General features: G+C 37.4%; 20 protein-coding genes and 1 tRNA gene. 16 read left to right on the top strand and 5 right to left on the bottom strand.

The features are described 5' to 3' along the window. Positions 1-16 precede the first annotated feature (16 nt). From AC52J8_RS05000 to AC52J8_RS05035, 8 genes are all read left to right on the top strand, one after another. Positions 17-391, top strand: a complete 375-nt coding sequence (locus AC52J8_RS05000; RefSeq protein WP_086399789.1) for a DUF4845 domain-containing protein — start codon at positions 17-19, stop codon at positions 389-391. Beyond that, complete coding sequence (gene rnc / locus AC52J8_RS05005) at positions 363-1055, top strand: ribonuclease III (protein WP_005067830.1); 693 nt, start codon at positions 363-365, stop codon at positions 1053-1055. The genes AC52J8_RS05000 and rnc overlap by 29 nt, the downstream gene beginning before the upstream one ends. A gap of 11 nt (positions 1056-1066) precedes the next feature. Beyond that, on the top strand, positions 1067-2089 hold the full coding sequence (era, locus tag AC52J8_RS05010; RefSeq protein WP_079381034.1) for a GTPase Era: 1023 nt from the start codon (positions 1067-1069) through the stop codon (positions 2087-2089). A 17-nt stretch (positions 2090-2106) separates the two neighbouring features. Further along, positions 2107-2310, top strand: a complete 204-nt coding sequence (locus AC52J8_RS05015; RefSeq protein ID WP_005067833.1) for an NF038104 family lipoprotein — start codon at positions 2107-2109, stop codon at positions 2308-2310. Positions 2311-2319: 9 nt separating this feature from the next. Beyond that, a complete protein-coding gene (recO, locus tag AC52J8_RS05020; RefSeq protein ID WP_086399790.1) occupies positions 2320-3033 on the top strand; it encodes a DNA repair protein RecO in 714 nt (237 codons plus the stop codon). Between the two features lie 13 nt (positions 3034-3046). After that, entirely contained in the window at positions 3047-3772 is a 726-nt protein-coding gene (pdxJ, locus tag AC52J8_RS05025; RefSeq protein ID WP_017386244.1) for a pyridoxine 5'-phosphate synthase, read from the top strand. 6 nt (positions 3773-3778) lie between these two features. Continuing rightward, entirely contained in the window at positions 3779-4423 is a 645-nt protein-coding gene (locus tag AC52J8_RS05030) for a MiaE family protein (protein ID WP_069030771.1), read from the top strand. A 274-nt stretch (positions 4424-4697) separates the two neighbouring features. Beyond that, entirely contained in the window at positions 4698-5456 is a 759-nt protein-coding gene (locus AC52J8_RS05035; protein ID WP_017386245.1) for an SDR family oxidoreductase, read from the top strand. A 169-nt stretch (positions 5457-5625) separates the two neighbouring features. On the opposite strand, the gene AC52J8_RS05040 is transcribed toward AC52J8_RS05035, so the two are convergent. Further along, positions 5626-5701: transfer RNA gene (locus tag AC52J8_RS05040), tRNA-Asn, on the bottom strand. A gap of 46 nt (positions 5702-5747) precedes the next feature. On the opposite strand from AC52J8_RS05040, the gene AC52J8_RS05045 reads away from it, so the two are divergent. Both AC52J8_RS05045 and AC52J8_RS05050 read left to right on the top strand, forming a co-directional pair. After that, complete coding sequence (locus tag AC52J8_RS05045; RefSeq protein WP_079381033.1) at positions 5748-5894, top strand: hypothetical protein; 147 nt, start codon at positions 5748-5750, stop codon at positions 5892-5894. Between the two features lie 41 nt (positions 5895-5935). Further along, the gene (locus AC52J8_RS05050; protein WP_197738974.1) at positions 5936-6367 is read left to right on the top strand and encodes a hypothetical protein; all 432 of its coding nucleotides are present in this window, start codon (positions 5936-5938) and stop codon (positions 6365-6367) included. Between the two features lie 15 nt (positions 6368-6382). On the opposite strand, the gene AC52J8_RS05055 is transcribed toward AC52J8_RS05050, so the two are convergent. Then, positions 6383-6820 carry a PaaI family thioesterase gene (locus AC52J8_RS05055; RefSeq protein WP_017480580.1) on the bottom strand — a complete coding sequence of 146 codons (438 nt, stop codon included), beginning with the start codon at positions 6818-6820 and terminating at the stop codon, positions 6383-6385. A 239-nt stretch (positions 6821-7059) separates the two neighbouring features. Between AC52J8_RS05055 and AC52J8_RS05060 the strand changes: the two genes are divergently transcribed. Then, positions 7060-7902 carry a DMT family transporter gene (locus AC52J8_RS05060; RefSeq protein WP_197738975.1) on the top strand — a complete coding sequence of 281 codons (843 nt, stop codon included), beginning with the start codon at positions 7060-7062 and terminating at the stop codon, positions 7900-7902. A gap of 52 nt (positions 7903-7954) precedes the next feature. Here the strand turns inward: AC52J8_RS05060 and AC52J8_RS05065 are convergent, their stop codons facing one another. Next, a complete protein-coding gene (locus AC52J8_RS05065) occupies positions 7955-9190 on the bottom strand; it encodes a pyridoxal phosphate-dependent aminotransferase (protein WP_002118408.1) in 1236 nt (411 codons plus the stop codon). A 208-nt stretch (positions 9191-9398) separates the two neighbouring features. Here AC52J8_RS05065 and AC52J8_RS05070 point away from each other — a divergent pair, with 208 nt between their 5' ends. Further along, a complete protein-coding gene (locus AC52J8_RS05070) occupies positions 9399-9578 on the top strand; it encodes a hypothetical protein (protein WP_002118942.1) in 180 nt (59 codons plus the stop codon). Between the two features lie 29 nt (positions 9579-9607). On the opposite strand, the gene AC52J8_RS05075 is transcribed toward AC52J8_RS05070, so the two are convergent. After that, positions 9608-11047, bottom strand: a complete 1440-nt coding sequence (locus tag AC52J8_RS05075) for a sensor domain-containing diguanylate cyclase (protein ID WP_086611385.1) — start codon at positions 11045-11047, stop codon at positions 9608-9610. A 176-nt stretch (positions 11048-11223) separates the two neighbouring features. Beyond that, complete coding sequence (locus AC52J8_RS05080) at positions 11224-12015, bottom strand: A1S_2505 family phage non-structural protein (protein WP_086399793.1); 792 nt, start codon at positions 12013-12015, stop codon at positions 11224-11226. Positions 12016-12194: 179 nt separating this feature from the next. Here AC52J8_RS05080 and uvrB point away from each other — a divergent pair, with 179 nt between their 5' ends. From uvrB to AC52J8_RS05100, 4 genes are all read left to right on the top strand, one after another. Next, a complete protein-coding gene (gene uvrB / locus AC52J8_RS05085; protein WP_086399794.1) occupies positions 12195-14216 on the top strand; it encodes an excinuclease ABC subunit UvrB in 2022 nt (673 codons plus the stop codon). 93 nt (positions 14217-14309) lie between these two features. Further along, complete coding sequence (locus AC52J8_RS05090) at positions 14310-14897, top strand: lipocalin family protein (RefSeq protein ID WP_032055225.1); 588 nt, start codon at positions 14310-14312, stop codon at positions 14895-14897. Between the two features lie 110 nt (positions 14898-15007). After that, entirely contained in the window at positions 15008-15955 is a 948-nt protein-coding gene (rarD, locus tag AC52J8_RS05095) for an EamA family transporter RarD (protein ID WP_081038681.1), read from the top strand. A 216-nt stretch (positions 15956-16171) separates the two neighbouring features. Then, entirely contained in the window at positions 16172-17629 is a 1458-nt protein-coding gene (locus AC52J8_RS05100; RefSeq protein WP_002118702.1) for a glyceraldehyde-3-phosphate dehydrogenase, read from the top strand. The last annotated feature ends 149 nt before the right edge of the window (positions 17630-17778 follow it).

Below are 17778 nucleotides of genomic sequence, written 5' to 3' on the forward strand. Positions count from 1 at the left end.
ATTAGGAAAAAAAGAAATGCGTAAGGCACAACAGGGTACTTCGTATTTAGCAATTTTATTTGGGGTGGTTATATTTGCAATTGCAGTAAAAGCTGTACTTGCAGTTTGGCCAGCATATTGGGATGATCGGCTGATTAATAATCAGATAGAAGAGCTTTTACAAGAAAGCTCTTCTGAGACCACACCACAAAAGTTTGTAACACAAATGGATCAGCGACTCGAAATGAACAATATTCGTGATCTCCACTTTAAAGAGATCGCTCAAGTGTTTAATCAGTCAGGTCTAACGGTCAAAAAGAAATATGAAGTAAGAAAACCTTTCTTATTCAATATTGATTTAGTTTTAACATTTGAGAAGAGTTTTGATAAAACATCAGTTCAAACTAAGTGATCCTCGCTTACTGAGTCGAATCGGATATCAATTTAAGCAGCTTGAATTGTTACAGTTAGCTTTGACTCATCGTTCGGTGAGTCACAAATACAATTACGAGCGCTTAGAGTTTCTCGGCGATTCATTATTAGGCATGATAATCGCCAATTATCTATATCATGCCTATCCAAATGAAAATGAAGGTCGTCTCACGCGTATGCGTGCGACCTTAGTTCGCCAAGAAGCGTTAGGTAAGATTGCAACCGATTTGCAACTTAGTCGGTGTTTAATATTAAGTACAGGCGAGTTGAAATCTGGTGGTCATCATCGTGAGTCAATATTAGCAGATACGGTAGAAGCGATTATTGGTGCAATTTATCTTGATAGTGGTGATCTCAACTTACTTAAAGATATTGTGCTAAAATGGTACATACCCTATTTAGACCATATAGAACCTACGGATCAACTCAAAGATCCGAAATCACGTTTACAAGAGTATCTACAAGCACGTAAAAAACCTCTCCCTGTTTACGAGGTTGTAGATATTCAGGGTGATGCACCTCATCAGCACTTTAAAGTGGAATGTGTGGTAGATGGTTTACCGAAGATTTATGGTGAGGGTTCAAGTCGTCGTTTTGCCGAGCAGGCAGCAGCGGCGGAAATTTTAAAGTTATTGGAGCAATAACCTGCATGTCGATGCATTCTGATCAAATCAATCCAGATTCAAATGAAAACCAAGATCCTAATAATCTGATTGATCAATTTTTTAGTTCCAAAGGTGTAACAATCCCTTCGGATTTTAAGAGCGGATTTGTGGCGATTGTGGGACGTCCAAATGTGGGTAAATCTACCCTTATGAACCATTTATTGGGTCAAAAGCTCTCTATTACTTCGCGTAAACCTCAAACAACACGTCATAAAATTATTGGTATTGATTCGCGCGAAAAGATGCAGGCGGTATATGTAGATACCCCAGGTATGCATAAAAAAGAAGTGCGTGCTATTAATAAAATGATGAACCGTGCTGCTCATTCTGCATTACGTGACGTTAACTTAGTTTTATTCGTTATCGATGCTTATAAGTGGACTCAAAACGACGATTTAGTGCTTGAAAAACTCAAGAACGCTGAAATGCCGGTTATTTTGGTCATTAATAAGGCGGACACGTTTGAAGATAAAAGAGAGATTCTTCCTCTCATTCAAGAACGTGCCAAACTTATGAATTTTGCTGAGATTGTTCCTGTTTCTGCTTTGCGTGGTGCAAACTTAGAACACTTGAGTGAAACGATTGAGAAATACCTTCCTTATCAACCACCATTGTATTCATTTGATCAGATTACTGACCGCTCTGAACGCTTCTTGGCAAGTGAAATTATTCGCGAAAAAATCATGCGTCAGTTGGGTGAAGAGCTTCCTTATGATTTAACAGTACAAATTGAATCTTTCAAAACAGAAGAAGCAACTGTTAATGAAAAAACTGGTCGTTTAAAACCAGCTTGTACCTATATCGATGCAACGATTTTTGTAGACCGCGCTGGTCAAAAAGCCATTGTGATTGGTGAAAAAGGTGCCAAGCTTAAAACGATTGGTATGGATGCTCGAAAAGACATGGAAAAAATGTTTGAGCAAAAAATTATGCTCACACTTTGGGTGAAAGTGAAGGGTGGCTGGTCTGATGATGAGCGTGCTCTCAAAAGCTTAGGATACAGTGATATCTAAAGGATAAGGATGCTGGTATGAAAACAATTACATCATTAATCGCTATAGTTGGATGTACATTGATGTTACAAGGTTGTGTATATAAGCTTGTAACCGTACCAGTAGGTATCGCCTATAAAACTACTAAAGGGGTGGTTAAAGGTACAGCAGCTGTTGTAGGTGCTGTTATTCCTGACGGTGATGATGAGGATGATAAAAAAGAAAAAGAATCTGAGGAATAGATTCTTTTTATGATGCGCAATGAAGTCCTCCATGGATATATGATTCATCACCGTAAGTACCGTGAAAAAAGTCATATTGTGCATCTTTTTACTCAGGAATATGGGCGAGTTGATGGTATTTTAAGACAGACTCCGCCCCCTCAATATCAACCTATTCGACTGCAAGCCACAGGTAAAAGTGAACTCAAAAATTTTACTAAGCTGGAAATATTAAATCAGCCTGTTTTCTTTTTTGGTGATGCTTTTTTTGCCGGATTTTATTTAAATGAAATTGTTCTTAGACTTTGCCCATTAGAAGAGGCAATGCCACAAACTTTTGAGCAATATCAATTAACTTTACTTCAATTACAGCAATTATCTTCCCACGAAAATCCTGATCTTTTTCTGAGACAGATTTTGCGCCAGTTCGAACATGTTTTACTTCCTGAGCTGGGTTACGCGATTGATTTCTCAATTGATACTCAACAACAGCCAATACAGGCCCACCAGTTTTATCAATTTCAGGTGACTGAAGGTTTTGCACCCGTTATTCAGGCAAGCCGTTCTTCATTGTCAGGTAAAGCGATTTTATCTATGTTGGATTATGAGCAAGGTCAGGATTTTTCTCACGAACAATTGCAATTATTAGGTAAACTATACCGTCAAATGATTACATCGCTTTTAGGAGATCGTCCCCTAAAAAGTCGACAATTGTGGATTCAAAATACTCAAACTCAATCGTAATTAGGATTTATTTATGGCTGCATTGCTTGGTGTAAACATAGACCATGTTGCTACTTTGAGACAGGCGCGCGGTACTACTTATCCAGACCCTGTGGAAGCTGCTCTTATTTGTGAACAAGCTGGTGCAGAGGGGATTACTTTGCATTTGCGTGAAGACCGTCGCCATATTCAAGATGACGATGTACGTCGCATGCGTCCATTATTAAAAACGCGTATGAACCTAGAGTTAGCTGTTACTGATGAAATGGTCGAGTTTGCGAAAGAAATTCAGCCGCAGCACGTATGTTTTGTTCCAGAAAGACGCCAAGAAGTAACAACTGAAGGTGGTTTGGATGTAGTGGGTAACTTTGAAAAAGTTAAAGCTGCAACTCAAACTTTAGCGGCCATTGGTTGCGACGTATCATTATTTATTGATGCTGATTTAGCCCAAATTGATGCAGCAGTTGCGTGTGGCGCACCTACGATTGAGTTGCACACGGGTGCATATGCAGATGCGGAAACGGAGCAAGATCAACAAGCCGAGTTAGAGCGCATTATCAAAGGTGTTGAGTATGCAGCTTCAAAAGGTTTGGTTGTAAATGCAGGTCATGGCCTTAACCTTAAAAATATTGCGCCAATTGCAGCTATTCCACAAATTCATGAATTAAACATTGGTCATTCAATTATTGCTGAAAGTGTTTTTGTAGGTCTGGTTCAAGCTGTTAAAGATATGAAAACAGCGATTCAGGCAGCAGGATAGTTGGTTATGTCGAGTATCAATTACGATGAATTAATGCAACCTGTGGTGGCCTTTTTAGGTTGTCAAACACCAAAAGCATGGTTGGATGAAGCAATCAATAATTTAGATATCTTGATGCAAGATCATGCTAATTGTGAAAAGAAAGCTGCTAGTACAGCAATGAACTTAATGTTCCGCTATAGCTTCTTTCCTGACTTACAAGTAAAACTTGCTCAACTTGTACGAGAAGAAATGCTTCACTACGAACAAGTGCTTGAGCTTATGGCTAAGCGTGGTCAAGAGTGGACTGGTTTAAGTGCCGGACGTTATGCAGGTGGGTTGCGTAAAGAAATTCGTACATATGAGCCTGAAGCTTTAATTGATGTGCTGGTGATTGGTGCATTCGTAGAGGCTCGTTCATGTGAGCGTTTTTATGCACTTGCTCCGCGTGTAGATGATGAGTTAGGACGTTATTATCGATATTTGCTTAAGTCAGAGTCTCGTCATTTTGAAGACTATCTCGCACTTGCGATTGATGTGGCAAAAACTGCAAAAATGAAAGATCCTAAAGAGGATATTCAGCAGCGAATTGATCATATCCGTGAAGTTGAAAAGAATCTGATTTTAACACCAGATGATACTTTCCGTTTTCATAGTGGTATTCCTGCTTAGTCTTGGATGTCTCAAATAAAAAAAGTTTACCTTTCACGGTAAACTTTTTTATTAGGTGAGTATTATCTCTTTGGCGGTAAGCTTGTTCTGCTTTTAGTTTTTTAATACATATAATTATTTAATAAATATATTTTTTATAGATTTTAATTTCTCTTAAAATTTTTAAAAAAACTTTTATTTTTTTAGGCTAATAATAAATATTGTGTAAATATAAAGGTTGATATGTTCATCATGAGTTCAACTGAAATAGTTGATCATTTCTAAGGATATAAGAATGTTAGCATTAGTTACAGGTGCATCGGCAGGTTTTGGTTATAGCATTTCAAAAAAGCTGATTGAGTTAGGATATAACGTTATTGGTTGCGGAAGACGAGCAGAAAAACTAGAAGAACTAAAACAAGAACTTGGTGAAAAATTCTACCCATTAGTATTTGACATGACGGATACGGCAGAAAATATAAATAAGGCATTGGTTGATTTACCAACTGAATTTCAAATCAATCAAATTGATTTATTGGTGAATAATGCTGGATTGGCATTAGGATTGGAACCCGCAGATAAAGCAGAATTAGATGATTGGTACACGATGATTGATACCAATGTTAAGGGGCTTGTTACGATTACCCGATTAATTTTGCCAAGTATGGTAAAGAAAAAATCAGGTTTGATTATTAATATGGGCTCTATTGCAGGTACATACCCATACCCAGGGGGCAATGTATATGGGGCAACCAAAGCTTTCGTGGAGCAATTTAGTCTAAATCTTCGTGCTGATTTGGCTGGTACTGGTGTGCGCGTAACTAACATTGAACCAGGCTTGTGTGGAGGTACTGAATTTTCTCTTGTGCGTTTTAAAGGTGATGAGGATAAAGTAAACAGTCTATATGATAAAAAGAATCCACTTTTGCCTGAAGATATTGCAAATACAGTAGCTTGGATTGCTTCACAACCTCCACACATTAATATTAATCGTATTGAAATGATGCCGACCACTCAATCTTTTAATCCTTTAAAAGTGGTTGAAGTGGAATAATAATTTAAGAAGAAAATATATTCTTTCGAGTTAGGTTAGAGCGTTAAACCTAATAAAGACTCTAATAAAAAAATTAAATCCTCTATCTGCTGATAGGGGATTTTTTATAATTATTGATAAATTTATGGCAAAAAAAAGCCCGCTTTAATGCTGCGGGCTTTTTAGTATTTGGCTCTCCCACCTGGGCTCGAACCAGGGACCTGCGGATTAACAGTCCGTCGCTCTACCGACTGAGCTATGGGAGAATCTGCATGAGATTATAAGGAGATTTTGAGAAGGGTCAAGTCTAAATTGTCATGTTTACTTCATTTTTGTGTTGTATGCTTTTTATTTGATCAGTTGAGTGATGAGTTAAGAAATTACTTGCACTTTAAAAAATCAATTGCTAGATTCAAAAAAGAACAAGCGTTTGGAGAAATCCAAACAGTGTGGATTTAAACCAACTTGCCAGCACTAAAATGGCTAAATCGGAGATAAGTATGAAAACGCTTACGATCGCTTCTATTTTTTCTAATTTTGATTTCTATCAACACAATTATCTCGATATCTTAAATCAATCAGAATCTTATTACACACTTGTTGAAGGTGCATGGATTAATGCTTATCCTTTCAAAAAGCAGGATTTATATTTAGGCGATTTATTGCAGCTTTGGTTTAGCTCTAAATGGAATGTGCATAATTCACTTAAGATTTTAAAAAGCTCGAAACTATTAAACTCTTCTGAATCTTTATATATTTTTCAATTAGAAGGGGAGTTATTGTTGGGTAAAAATAAAGTTTTAGCTTGGTCTACCGAGCATCAAGAAATTATCGAACTCCAACTTAAAAATATTTGGGCGCCGTATGTGATTGCACAAACTTGTGAACGTCCAGATAATTCAGGTGACTCAATAAAAAAGGCAGCGGTTTAAGGCTGCCTTTAATAATTATGGACGAATAATCATGCAGGTTGCTGTTGCATAGGCATACAGTTTACCTTCCTCATCAATAATCTTTCCTTCAGAAATACCTAAATTTTTACTTAAATTAATAACCTTGCCTGTTGCAATTAAAGCCTGATTTTGAGGAATAGGGCGGCACATTTTTACGTTAAGGTCGATTGTGCCGTAACCTACACCCGCAGGTAACATCGTATGTACTGCACAGCCAGTCACTGAATCTAGGACGGTGGCAGCAAAACCGCCATGTACGCCACCGAGTGGATTTAAATGGTTATGATCTGCTTGGGCTCTAAAGGTAACAGATCCTTCTGAAATTTCAGTAGGTTGCATAGGTATTGTTTTACTAATGCTGGCAGGTGGAATATGGCCTTCTATCATTGCTTGTAAAAATTCAAGGCCAGTCATTTCCATCGGATTTTTCATTTTTTGGGTCCTTTAATTATTAAGGTTCTAAAATGGAACTTGATATTAGCCTATTATTAAGTCATCGATAAGTCAATTCTAGAGTTAAAGATTGAACTGATAAGTTGAATCTTAAAAACTTGTCCATTTAATATAAAATTCCTTTATTATAAAAATTGAATTAAATGAGTTGCATAATGAATTAGATAGATAAGAAAGACTTCTTTTACACTATAAGAAATAACAGGAGCATAAGGACAATGCTTTTTAAAATTGCACTCATAATGGCGGCTTTTGCAGCAAATTCTGTATTGTGTCGTTTGGCTTTGACAGGCCAACATATTGACCCAATGACTTTTAGTCTAATACGAGTGGGAAGTGGTGCGGTTGTTTTATTTGGATTGTTTTTATATTCAAAATCGTTTCAAACCAAAGTCCAATGGAGTTTAAAAAACGCATTTTTTCTAGCGGTTTATATTTTGGCATTTTCGTATGCTTATCTTCAGATCGACGCTGGTATTGGTGCTCTTTTATTGTTTGGAGTTGTACAGCTGACTATGGTGCTTTATGCCTATTGGCAGGGTGAGCAGATTGGCATGTACCGTGGTATAGGCCTATGTATTGCTTTAGCTGGAATCAGTGTTTTGTTATTACCCGGTACTCATGCGCCTGATTGGGGATATGCTCTAATTATGGTGATATCTGGTTTGGCATGGGCGGGATACAGCATCGCGGGTCGCAATATGACGCAGCCTATTGGTAGTACGTTGGCAAATTTTACGCTAGCTGTGCCAATGGTTTTGTTGGCAAATGTATTACTTGCCCAAGATCGCTACATTGACGTGCAAGGATGGATCTTAGCGATTTTGTCGGGTGGTGTCACTTCAAGCGGGGCTTATGTACTCTGGTATGCGATTTTGAAGCATATTGATCGGATGACAGCGAGTACAGTACAGCTAAGTGTGCCATGTTTGGCGATTATAGGTGGAAGCCTATTTGTAAATGAGGCTGTAACGGGGCGGGTGATTTTATCGAGTTTTATGGTTTTATTTGGAATTTTATTAGTTATTTATGTAAGACCGCAAAAAGCCAAAAATGCATAAGTGAATTAAAAAAGGGTTCTCTCAAGAGAACCCTTTTTGTGTAAAATGTAGATTATTTCGCAGCTTTTTCAGCTTCAATTGAAGCGATAGCAGCATCTACACCTTCAATGGAGTCAGCAGCTTTTTTGATACGTGCTAATGCATCAACAAGTACTTCGTCAGCTGTTGCATATGAAATACGCATAAAACCGCCCAAACCAAAAGCATCACCAGGAACAACTGCTACACCAGTTTCCTCTAGTAACCATTCAGAGAACTCTGTGCAAGATTTTAAGCCTTTTGCACGAATAAGAGGACGAATGTTTGCATAGGCATAGAAAGCACCATCAGCAGGTAAGCAAGAAATCCCTTTAATGTCATTCAAGCCATTTACAACTAGGTCATGACGGCGTTTGAATGCTTCAATCATTGGTTGTAAAACATCTTGTGGACCATTCAATGCAGCTTCAGCAGCAACTTGTGAAATAGAAGTTGGGTTTGAAGTTGATTGAGATTGGATTTTTTTCATTGCACCAATGATTTTTGCTGGACCGGCTGCATAGCCAATACGCCAGCCTGTCATTGCATATGCTTTAGACACACCATTTAATACAATCGTGCGGTCATATAAATCAGGTGCAACAGTTGCGATGTTGTAGAACTCATCTTCCCAACGAATTGGTTCATACATATCGTCAGATGCAACAAATACTTGTGGATGACGACGTAAAACTTCAGCTAAAGCTTCTAATTCAGCTTTGCTATAAATCATACCTGTCGGGTTAGATGGACTGTTTAATACTACTAAACGAGTGTTAGGTGTAATCGCAGCTTCTAATTGTTCAGGAGTGATTTTGAAGCGTTGGTCTTCGCCACATTTCACAATGACTGGAGTACCTTCAGCAATAATAACCATATCTGGATAGCTTACCCAGAAAGGTGCTGGAATGATCACTTCATCGCCTTTGTTTAATAGAGCAAGTGCTAAGTTAAAGAAGCTTTGCTTACCACCACAAGAAACCAAAATCTGGTTCGCTTGATAATCAAGATTATTATCACGCTTAAACTTAGCAATAATTGCTTTTTTTAACCCAGGAGTACCATCTACAGCCGTATATTTGGTGAAACCATTATTAATCGCTTCAATTGCAGCATCTTTGATGTGTTGAGGGGTATCAAAATCTGGCTCGCCAGCACCTAAACCAATCACGTTCTTGCCAGCAGCTTTAAGTTCAGCAGCTTTGTTCGTTACAGCAAGTGTAGGGGACGGTTTGATAGCATTGACACGATCAGAAAGACGTACGTCCACGGCAATATTCCTCTTATGGGATTAAAAAATAAAAAGCATACTATCTTATCGCAAAAATTAAGCAATTTGCGGATACGGGTATTTTTAGATGTAAAAAAGTTTAATTTAAGAAGGTTCTTGTTGCTGTTTTACTCAATTGAAGCTTTTTTGAAAAGAAATGATAAAAATCATTTATAATAGGTCGCAATCGAAATTTCGAGAATGAATCATGACTGAGCAACAGCCAAAACAGAAAAAGGCTTTGGTGAAATTGCCATTCCCAATGCCGAATGAAAGCAATCAAGCAGATGATGCGGTACACAACCAAGTGCGTCCAAAACCAGAGCAATACGCGGATAGAACATGGATGCCTCCACGTGGTACGCGTCGTTCTATGGGAAAACGCTAATTTTGAAAAACAGGCAATATGCCTGTTTTTTATTGATTGAATAAAATTTCTTGATAATAACTTTTTTTCTTTTGATACATGTGGTGGTCTGCTCGTTTTAACATGTCCTCAATTTGTTCATTTGTTTGAGTGGTTGCATGTCCAATTGCAATACTTACTGGATGGCTTGAATAATATTGATTGTCGATATTAAAAAGCTCTTGAATCGTTTGAAGCATAATTTGAACGTTCGCTTCATCTGCACCTGGCATTAAGATCACGAACTCATCACCACCGATTCTGGATGCAGTATAGGCTGTATTTGAAATAGCCTGACTTAAAATATTTCCAACACGGCGTAATAAACCATCTCCAATATCATGCCCAAACTGGTCATTTGTTTCTTTTAATCCATTCATATCTAAAAAAATTGAAGAAACTGGTCGAATAATACTTCGGTTTAAGCGATTAAGTTCCTCTGTAAAAAAAGCACGGTTATATAGTTTAGTAAGAACATCGTGTTGCCCTAAATATTCAAGATAGTTTTCCGCTTTTTTCCGGGCAGTAATATCTGTCAGTGCAACTTGTACTAATCCCCAATTCTCTTCATATCCCGGAAAAACGGTAAATTGAAGCAACACATTTCTTATTTGGCCATCTAAAGCGTAGTTAATGGCTTCACGTTTATGATGGATATTACCTTGCCATAACTCGATGAGTTGTTCTCTAAAAGTTTCCACCATCTCTTCGGCAAAAATTTTATGGGTATTTTTTAACAGAGTGGTTTTATCTGGTGCTTTAAATAAATCTATCGTGGCCTGATTAACATCTAAAATTAAAATATCTTCTACACACTGGCGGACAAACTCAGGATGAACATCTAGAAAAGTTCTGAAGTCTTCAATTCCCAATAGCCTAAGTTGATCAATTCTATTCTTTATACGGCTGAAATCCTCGACCCACAACGAAGTAGGCGAGTAGATAAACATAGATTCAGCCAGTCGACGATTTTTTTCTTCCTGACGGAGTGCATTTTGATAGGGAGTAATATCTTCGGTAGTAATTAATACCCGCTCAAAAGTAGATTCAGAACCAGGTAAAATGGAACCTCTTAGCTGAACATCAATACGTTTGCCTGATAAGGTGTAATTCACAGTAGTGCTTGAAAAATGGGTTTTACCATTCCATAACGCTTCAAGCTCATAAATATGTGATTCGAACATTTCCTTTTTAAAAATGAGATTCAAATTTGAATATAGTTCTTCGTGTGTTGTTGCTTCAAAAAGTTCTAAAGTTTTTTGGTTAACACGAATAATTTTAATTTTATGAGCGCATTCGATAACTAAGTGTTTATTTTGATTTAAAAATTCATGAAGGTTTTCAATTCCTTGCTTTCTCCATAAATCAAATTGTTGTTTAACTTCACTGAAATCCTCAATCCACATCGGAATTGGGCTAAGGTCAAAAATCGAAGAATCTAAAGTTTCCATATGTTTCTTTAAGTATTCAGTTTGCCTTAAAGTATAATGAGAAAAATTAAAATTTGGGAGGATAAAGAGTTTAAATATATTAGAATAATTAAAAATAAAAGGATTAAATGTAATTAAAAAATAAAATAATGAGAAAGCAGAGATTATCTGCTTAACTCATAAATTCATAAGAAAAATTAACGATTAATAGGGTGATCAATGTTTTTTTCACCACGCCATAACTTAATAAAATCTTGCTCATCAAAATCGTAAAGTTCCATCAGTGCAACAACTGCACTTACAAAAATCATGGCACCCTCAGAGTTTCCATGAAGATTGAAAATTTTACCGTTTAACTTCCCTAAAATATCACTAAGCTCATGATCACGACCTCGTCCATAACGATCTCGTGGATACAACTCTTCATTTAAGACAATAAGAGCTATTGCTTTTTCAGCATCTGATAAATCAGTTTTATCTAAAGCTTCTTCAAATGATTCACTGCCATGATTAAAGTAAAAAATAACTTCATCATTAATGAAACTTTGTACCATCTTTTGAGTTAAAGTCGGAAATTGAGATACTGCATTATCTTCTACATAGGGTTTAAAAGATTCCGGAAAGATAACGTTGTGATAAATACCTTTAAAAAGAGGAGCGATTTCAGAAACTTTATAGCCTGCGATGCCACAACCTAATGCAGTAATGAAATATTTCATTTTAGGATGATTTTTTGTGTATATCTTAAAGTCTTCAACATAGTGCTCAATTTGTGAAAGTGGCATTTGTTGAATGTGTTCATTTAAAGTTGGAATTGCAAAGCTTTGACCAGCCCAGCCACGACCTACACCTTCAACTGCTCCGAAGTGCTGACTTGCAACGCGCGCTGCACCACTACCGTGTTGTCCAGCAAGATTACTTCCAAATACAAAAACTGTATCTTCGGGAAGTTCGGTTACAATACTTTCATCATGATATTGATAGGTCATGGTTATACTTTTTGTTTAATGGATAGCTTCATGTTGCAACCGATTAGGGTATTGGTCAAGTGTTAAGATGCTTAATCTTTTACATTGAATTTCAAGCTCAATTTAGACTTTAAATTAAGATAAAAATCCCCATTAAAAGGGGAGACGTTAAATTCAATTTTTCATAAAGAGAGATACCTTTGAACGAAAATCAACCTTTTGATTTGGTCACTCATTATCAGCCAGCAGGTGATCAGCCACAGGCCATTGAAAAGCTGGTAAATGGTATCGAGCATGGTTTTCGTAATCAGTTATTGCTGGGTGTAACTGGCTCGGGTAAAACCTATACCATGGCGAATGTGATCGCTCAAACACAGCGACCTACAATTGTAATGGCTCATAACAAAACTTTGGCTGCCCAGCTTTATGGAGAGTTTAAAGCGTTCTTCCCTAATAATGCGGTTGAGTATTTCGTAAGTTACTATGATTACTATCAACCCGAGGCTTACGTTCCATCCTCAGATACTTTTATTGAAAAAGATGCTGCCATTAACGATCACATTGACCAGATGCGACTATCAGCAACACGTGCTTTATTAGAGCGTCGTGATGCAATTATTGTGGCCTCGGTTTCTGCAATTTATGGTTTGGGTGATCCAAATGCTTATATGCAAATGTTACTGCATGTGGTTGAGGGCGACCGTGTAAGTCGTGATGAAATTATCCGCCGTTTGGTTGAAATGCAATATACGCGTAATGAACTTGAGTTCTTACGTGGTACATATCGAATTCGCGGCGAAATTATTGATATTTTCCCTGCCGAATCTGATCAACATGCGATTCGTATTGAACTATTTGATGACGAGGTCGATTCGATCCGTTGGTTTGATCCGTTAACGGGTAAAATGGTCCGTAAAGTTCCACGTGTTACAATTTATCCAAAAAGCCATTATGTAACACCGAAAGATCATCTAACTCGTGCTATTGATACAATTAAAGATGAGTTACAAGATCAACTTAAATTCTTCCGTGAACATGACAAATTGCTGGAAGCCCAGCGTATTGAGCAGCGTACCCGTTATGATTTAGAAATGATGCAACAGTTGGGCTATACCAATGGTATCGAAAACTATTCACGTCATTTATCGGGCCGTCCAGCTGGTGAAGCGCCTCCAACTTTATTTGATTATGTACCAGAAGATGCATTACTGATTATTGATGAGTCACACGTTACAGTTCCGCAAATTGGAGCGATGTATAAAGGTGACCGATCACGTAAAGAAAATTTAGTAAATTATGGTTTCCGTTTACCAAGCGCACTTGATAATCGACCAATGAAATTTGAAGAGTGGGAGCGCATTGTGCCGACGACCATTTTTGTCAGTGCAACACCTGCTAAATATGAGTTAGAAAAGTCTGACCAAGTGGTTGAACAGGTGGTACGTCCAACAGGATTAATTGACCCTGAAATTGAAGTTCGTCCTGTATTAACTCAGGTTGATGATGTTCTTTCTGAAATTAATATTCGTAAGAACCTAAATGAACGTGTGTTAGTGACCACTTTAACAAAGCGTATGGCGGAAGATCTGACTTCTTATTTAAAAGAATACGGGGTTAAAGTCGCTTATTTACACTCTGATATTGATACGGTTGAACGTGTCAAAATTATTCATGAGTTACGTACAGGTGTATTCGACGTTTTAGTCGGTATTAACTTGTTGCGTGAAGGTCTCGACATGCCAGAAGTTTCTTTAGTTGCTATTTTAGATGCAGATAAAGAAGGTTTTTTACGTTCAGAACGCTCACTCATTCAGACAATTGGTCGTGCCGCGCGTAACGTGAAAGGTAAAGCAATTTTATATGCTGACCGAATTACTGATTCTATGCAAAAAGCAATAGATGAGACTGAACGCCGTAGAGCTAAACAAATTGAGTTCAACGAGTTGCATGGTATTACGCCACGTAGTGCTGTTCGTCAGGTCATCAAAGAAATTGATTCAGGCGTAGTGCTTTCAGACGACGAAATTGATGAGAAGGTGCTTGAACAAGCACAAGCTTTAAGTGCTGACGAAAGACATATTCTCTCTGATCCAAAATTGTTTAGTAAGCATATTACTAAGCTTGAAAAAGAGATGTTAAAAGCTTCGAAAGATTTACAGTTTGAGCAAGCAGCACGGATACGTGATGAAATCATTCGACTAAAAGCGCAAATGTTGCAATAAACGAATACATAACGCTACATAATGTGTTTAAAAAACAAGCTACTGTAGATATTTGAGTTCTTTTGTATTCACAACTAATCGTTGAGGGCAACAATGGCATTTCGAAATAATGTTCCGCAAGCCAGCTGGCGTTTGGCTAAAATTGCGTTGGGCGGTGTCGTTCTGGCTGGTTTGGCTGTTGGAACCTATGTCTATGCCCAGCCGAAACCCTTACAAACTGTCTATAAAGTTGAACTAGACCGATATTTAGGTGTTTGGTATGAAGTCGCGCGTAAGCCTGCATTTTTCCAGAAAAAATGTGCTTATAATGTATCTGCAACCTACACCTTAAACGAAAATGGAAATGTAGTAGTAGATAATCGCTGCTACGATAATAGAAAACAATTACAGCAATCTATCGGGGAGGCCTTTGTGGTTAACCCGCCATATAACACCAAATTGAAGGTAAGTTTTTTACCGGAAGCTGTAAGATGGATTCCGGTAATTCGTGGGGATTACTGGATTTTAAAGCTAGATGAAGACTATCAGACTGTTTTAGTCGGGGAGCCTTCACGTAAATACCTTTGGGTGCTATCAAGAAATCCTCATCCAGAGCAAGAAGTGGTGGATGAATATTTAAATTATGCAAAAACATTAGGTTTTGATATTCGAGATGTTATTCGTACAGAACATAAAGAATAGTGGTATATGTCTGATTAAGAAAAAACCATGTTTTTACATGGTTTTTTCTTTTTTATAGTGGATAAATCAAGTATTGTAGTGAGTTGTTTTTACTAAAGTCTAAGAGGTTGATGATGTTTAAGGGCGTGATCTTGTCTGTCATGGCATCATTCACTTTTGGTGTACTTTATTTTTATACTCAATTATTAAGCCAGCTCGATAGTGAACAAACTTTTGGATGGCGGATTATTGCAACACTACCGTTCCTTACTTTATTTATGTGGTGGAGTGGTGATTTAGCCTATATCAAGAATATCTACCAACGTATTTTGGCTAAGCCTTCTTTACTATTATTATTAATCACAACCTCTATTTTAACCTCAGTACAACTTTGGCTTTTTTTGTGGGGGCCGATGCATGGGCGTGGGTTGCAAGTCTCTTTGGGATATTTCCTATTACCGCTGGTTCTTGTCTTAGCTGGAAGTGTGTTGTATGGCGAAAAAATATCAAAATTTCAATGGGTAGCAATTATTCTTGCAGTTATTGGCGTTAGTCATGAAATATGGCGTTTGGGAAGTATTGCTTGGGAAACTGCATTGGTAGCAGTTGGATATTCTGCCTACTTTTTATTACGTAAAAAAATTAAAACAGATAATTTAGGGGGCTTTTGGTGGGATTTGGTCATTATTATGCCCGTTGCGATTTATTTAACTCATACAGGTTTGCTGCCATACAGTAAATTTATAGACCAACCGAGTCTTTCTTTGATCATTATTGGGCTTGGAATTTTAAGTGCTATTGGTCTGGGAAGTTATATTCTGGCAAGCCGCTTTTTACCTTTAGTTGTGTTTGGACTCTTAGGATATTTGGAACCTGTATTACTTGCTTTAGCTTCTTTAGTTTTAGGGGAGAGCATTGGTCAAGAAGAATGGTTCACTTATCTTCCGATTTGGTGTGCTGTTTTTGTACTCGTTTTAGAAGGGGCAATTCATCTTTATCAACAACGGCAAAAAGCCCAAAATCTGCAACTTAATATCACGAAATATCAAAAAAGATTAAAAAATGATGAGTTCAATTAGGTCGCCAGAACCTAAAAAGTAAGAAAAAGCAAAAATTTAGCTGCTTTAAACAATAAGATAATAAAAAATAATTATAGGTATTTTATGAATTTATGATGAATTTTAGGAAAATCTAGTCACTAACGTCAGCTTTTGATTCATTCTTGCCAATAATTCCATTACAATTACGGGGTTTTAAAAATCACGCCTAGATATAATTAATTAGAGGACGTATCTGTGAGCAAAGACACTATCATCGCCCTGCACGCTGAACACCAAGGCCGTTGGAAAAACCGTGAAGAAATCGCGGAACGTATGATTGCATTAATCGGTCAATTATACCGTGAAAAAAATATTGTCGTATCTGTTTACGGTCGCTCTTTAATTAACCGTTCTGTTATCCAAATTTTGAAAACTCACCGTCGTACACGTGTTGTAGACGTTGAACTTTCTGTTGTAAACACATTCCCAATTTTAGAAGCTTTAGCAAAAGTTGAAAATATTGGTTCTGCAGAAGTTGATATCGGTAAACTTGCTGTCGAATACAAAGAAAAAGGCGGTGATGTTGATGCTTTTGTTGCTCAATCAGTTGAGTCAATCAAAGGTAGCGCAACTTCTGAACAACCTAAAGATGTAGTTCTTTACGGTTTTGGTCGTATTGGTCGTATCTTGGCTCGTTTAATCATTAGCCAATCAGGTTTAGGTCGTGGTTTAAGCCTTAAAGCAATTGTTGTACGTAAGTCTTCTGACGGTGACTTGGCAAAACGTGCTTCTTTACTTCGCCGTGACTCTATTCACGGTACTTTCGCTGGTACAATTTCTGTTGATGAAGAAAACGAAGCAATCATTGCTAACGGTAACTTCATTAAAGTGATTTATGCGTCTAGCCCAAGTGAAGTTGACTATACTGAATACGGTATTGAAAACGCACTTTTAATCGACAACACTGGTAAATGGCGTGATGCTGAAGGTCTAAGCCAACACTTGAAATGCCCAGGCGTTGCACGTGTTGTATTGACTGCACCAAGTAAAGGCGAAATGAAAAACGTTGTATTTGGTGTAAACAACACAGATATCTTAGATGAAGACAAAATCATCTCTGCTGCAAGTTGTACAACAAATGCAATTACTCCAATTCTTAAAGTATTGGATGACAAATATAAAGTTCTTAACGGTCATGTTGAAACTGTTCACTCATTTACAAATGACCAGAACTTAATCGATAACTACCATAAAGCAGATCGTCGTGGCCGTGCTGCTACTTTGAACATGGTAATTACAGAGACTGGTGCAGCTAAAGCAGTTGCTAAAGCATTACCTGCATTGAAAGGTAAATTAACTGGTAACTCTGTACGTGTTCCTACACCAAACGTATCTCTTGCAATCTTGAACTTAACGCTTGATAAAGAAGTTGATCGTGAAGAAGTGAACGAATACATTCGTCAAATTTCGATTAACTCTAACCTTCAAGGTCAAATTGGTTATACCAACTCGACTGAAGTTGTATCGAGTGACTTTATCGGTTCTCGTACAGCAGGTGTATACGATGCTCAAGCAACGATTACTTCTGGTAACCGTTTAACTGCTTACGTTTGGTACGATAACGAAGTTGGTTATAGCTGTCAGGTATTACGTATTGCTGAACAAATGTGCGGCGTAAGCTACAAAAAAATCCCAGCAGAATTGAATGCTTAAGATCATTTAACGATCTATAAAATATTTTCACAAAAAGACCCAGTTTAGACTGGGTTTTTTTACAACCGTACAAAATATATGCTGACTATTTTTTGTAAATAAATGAGAATACAAATTAAGGAAAAAAAGAAAATAGTAAGGGATAGGAA

This window comes from Acinetobacter sp. S-1 (assembly GCF_059579785.1).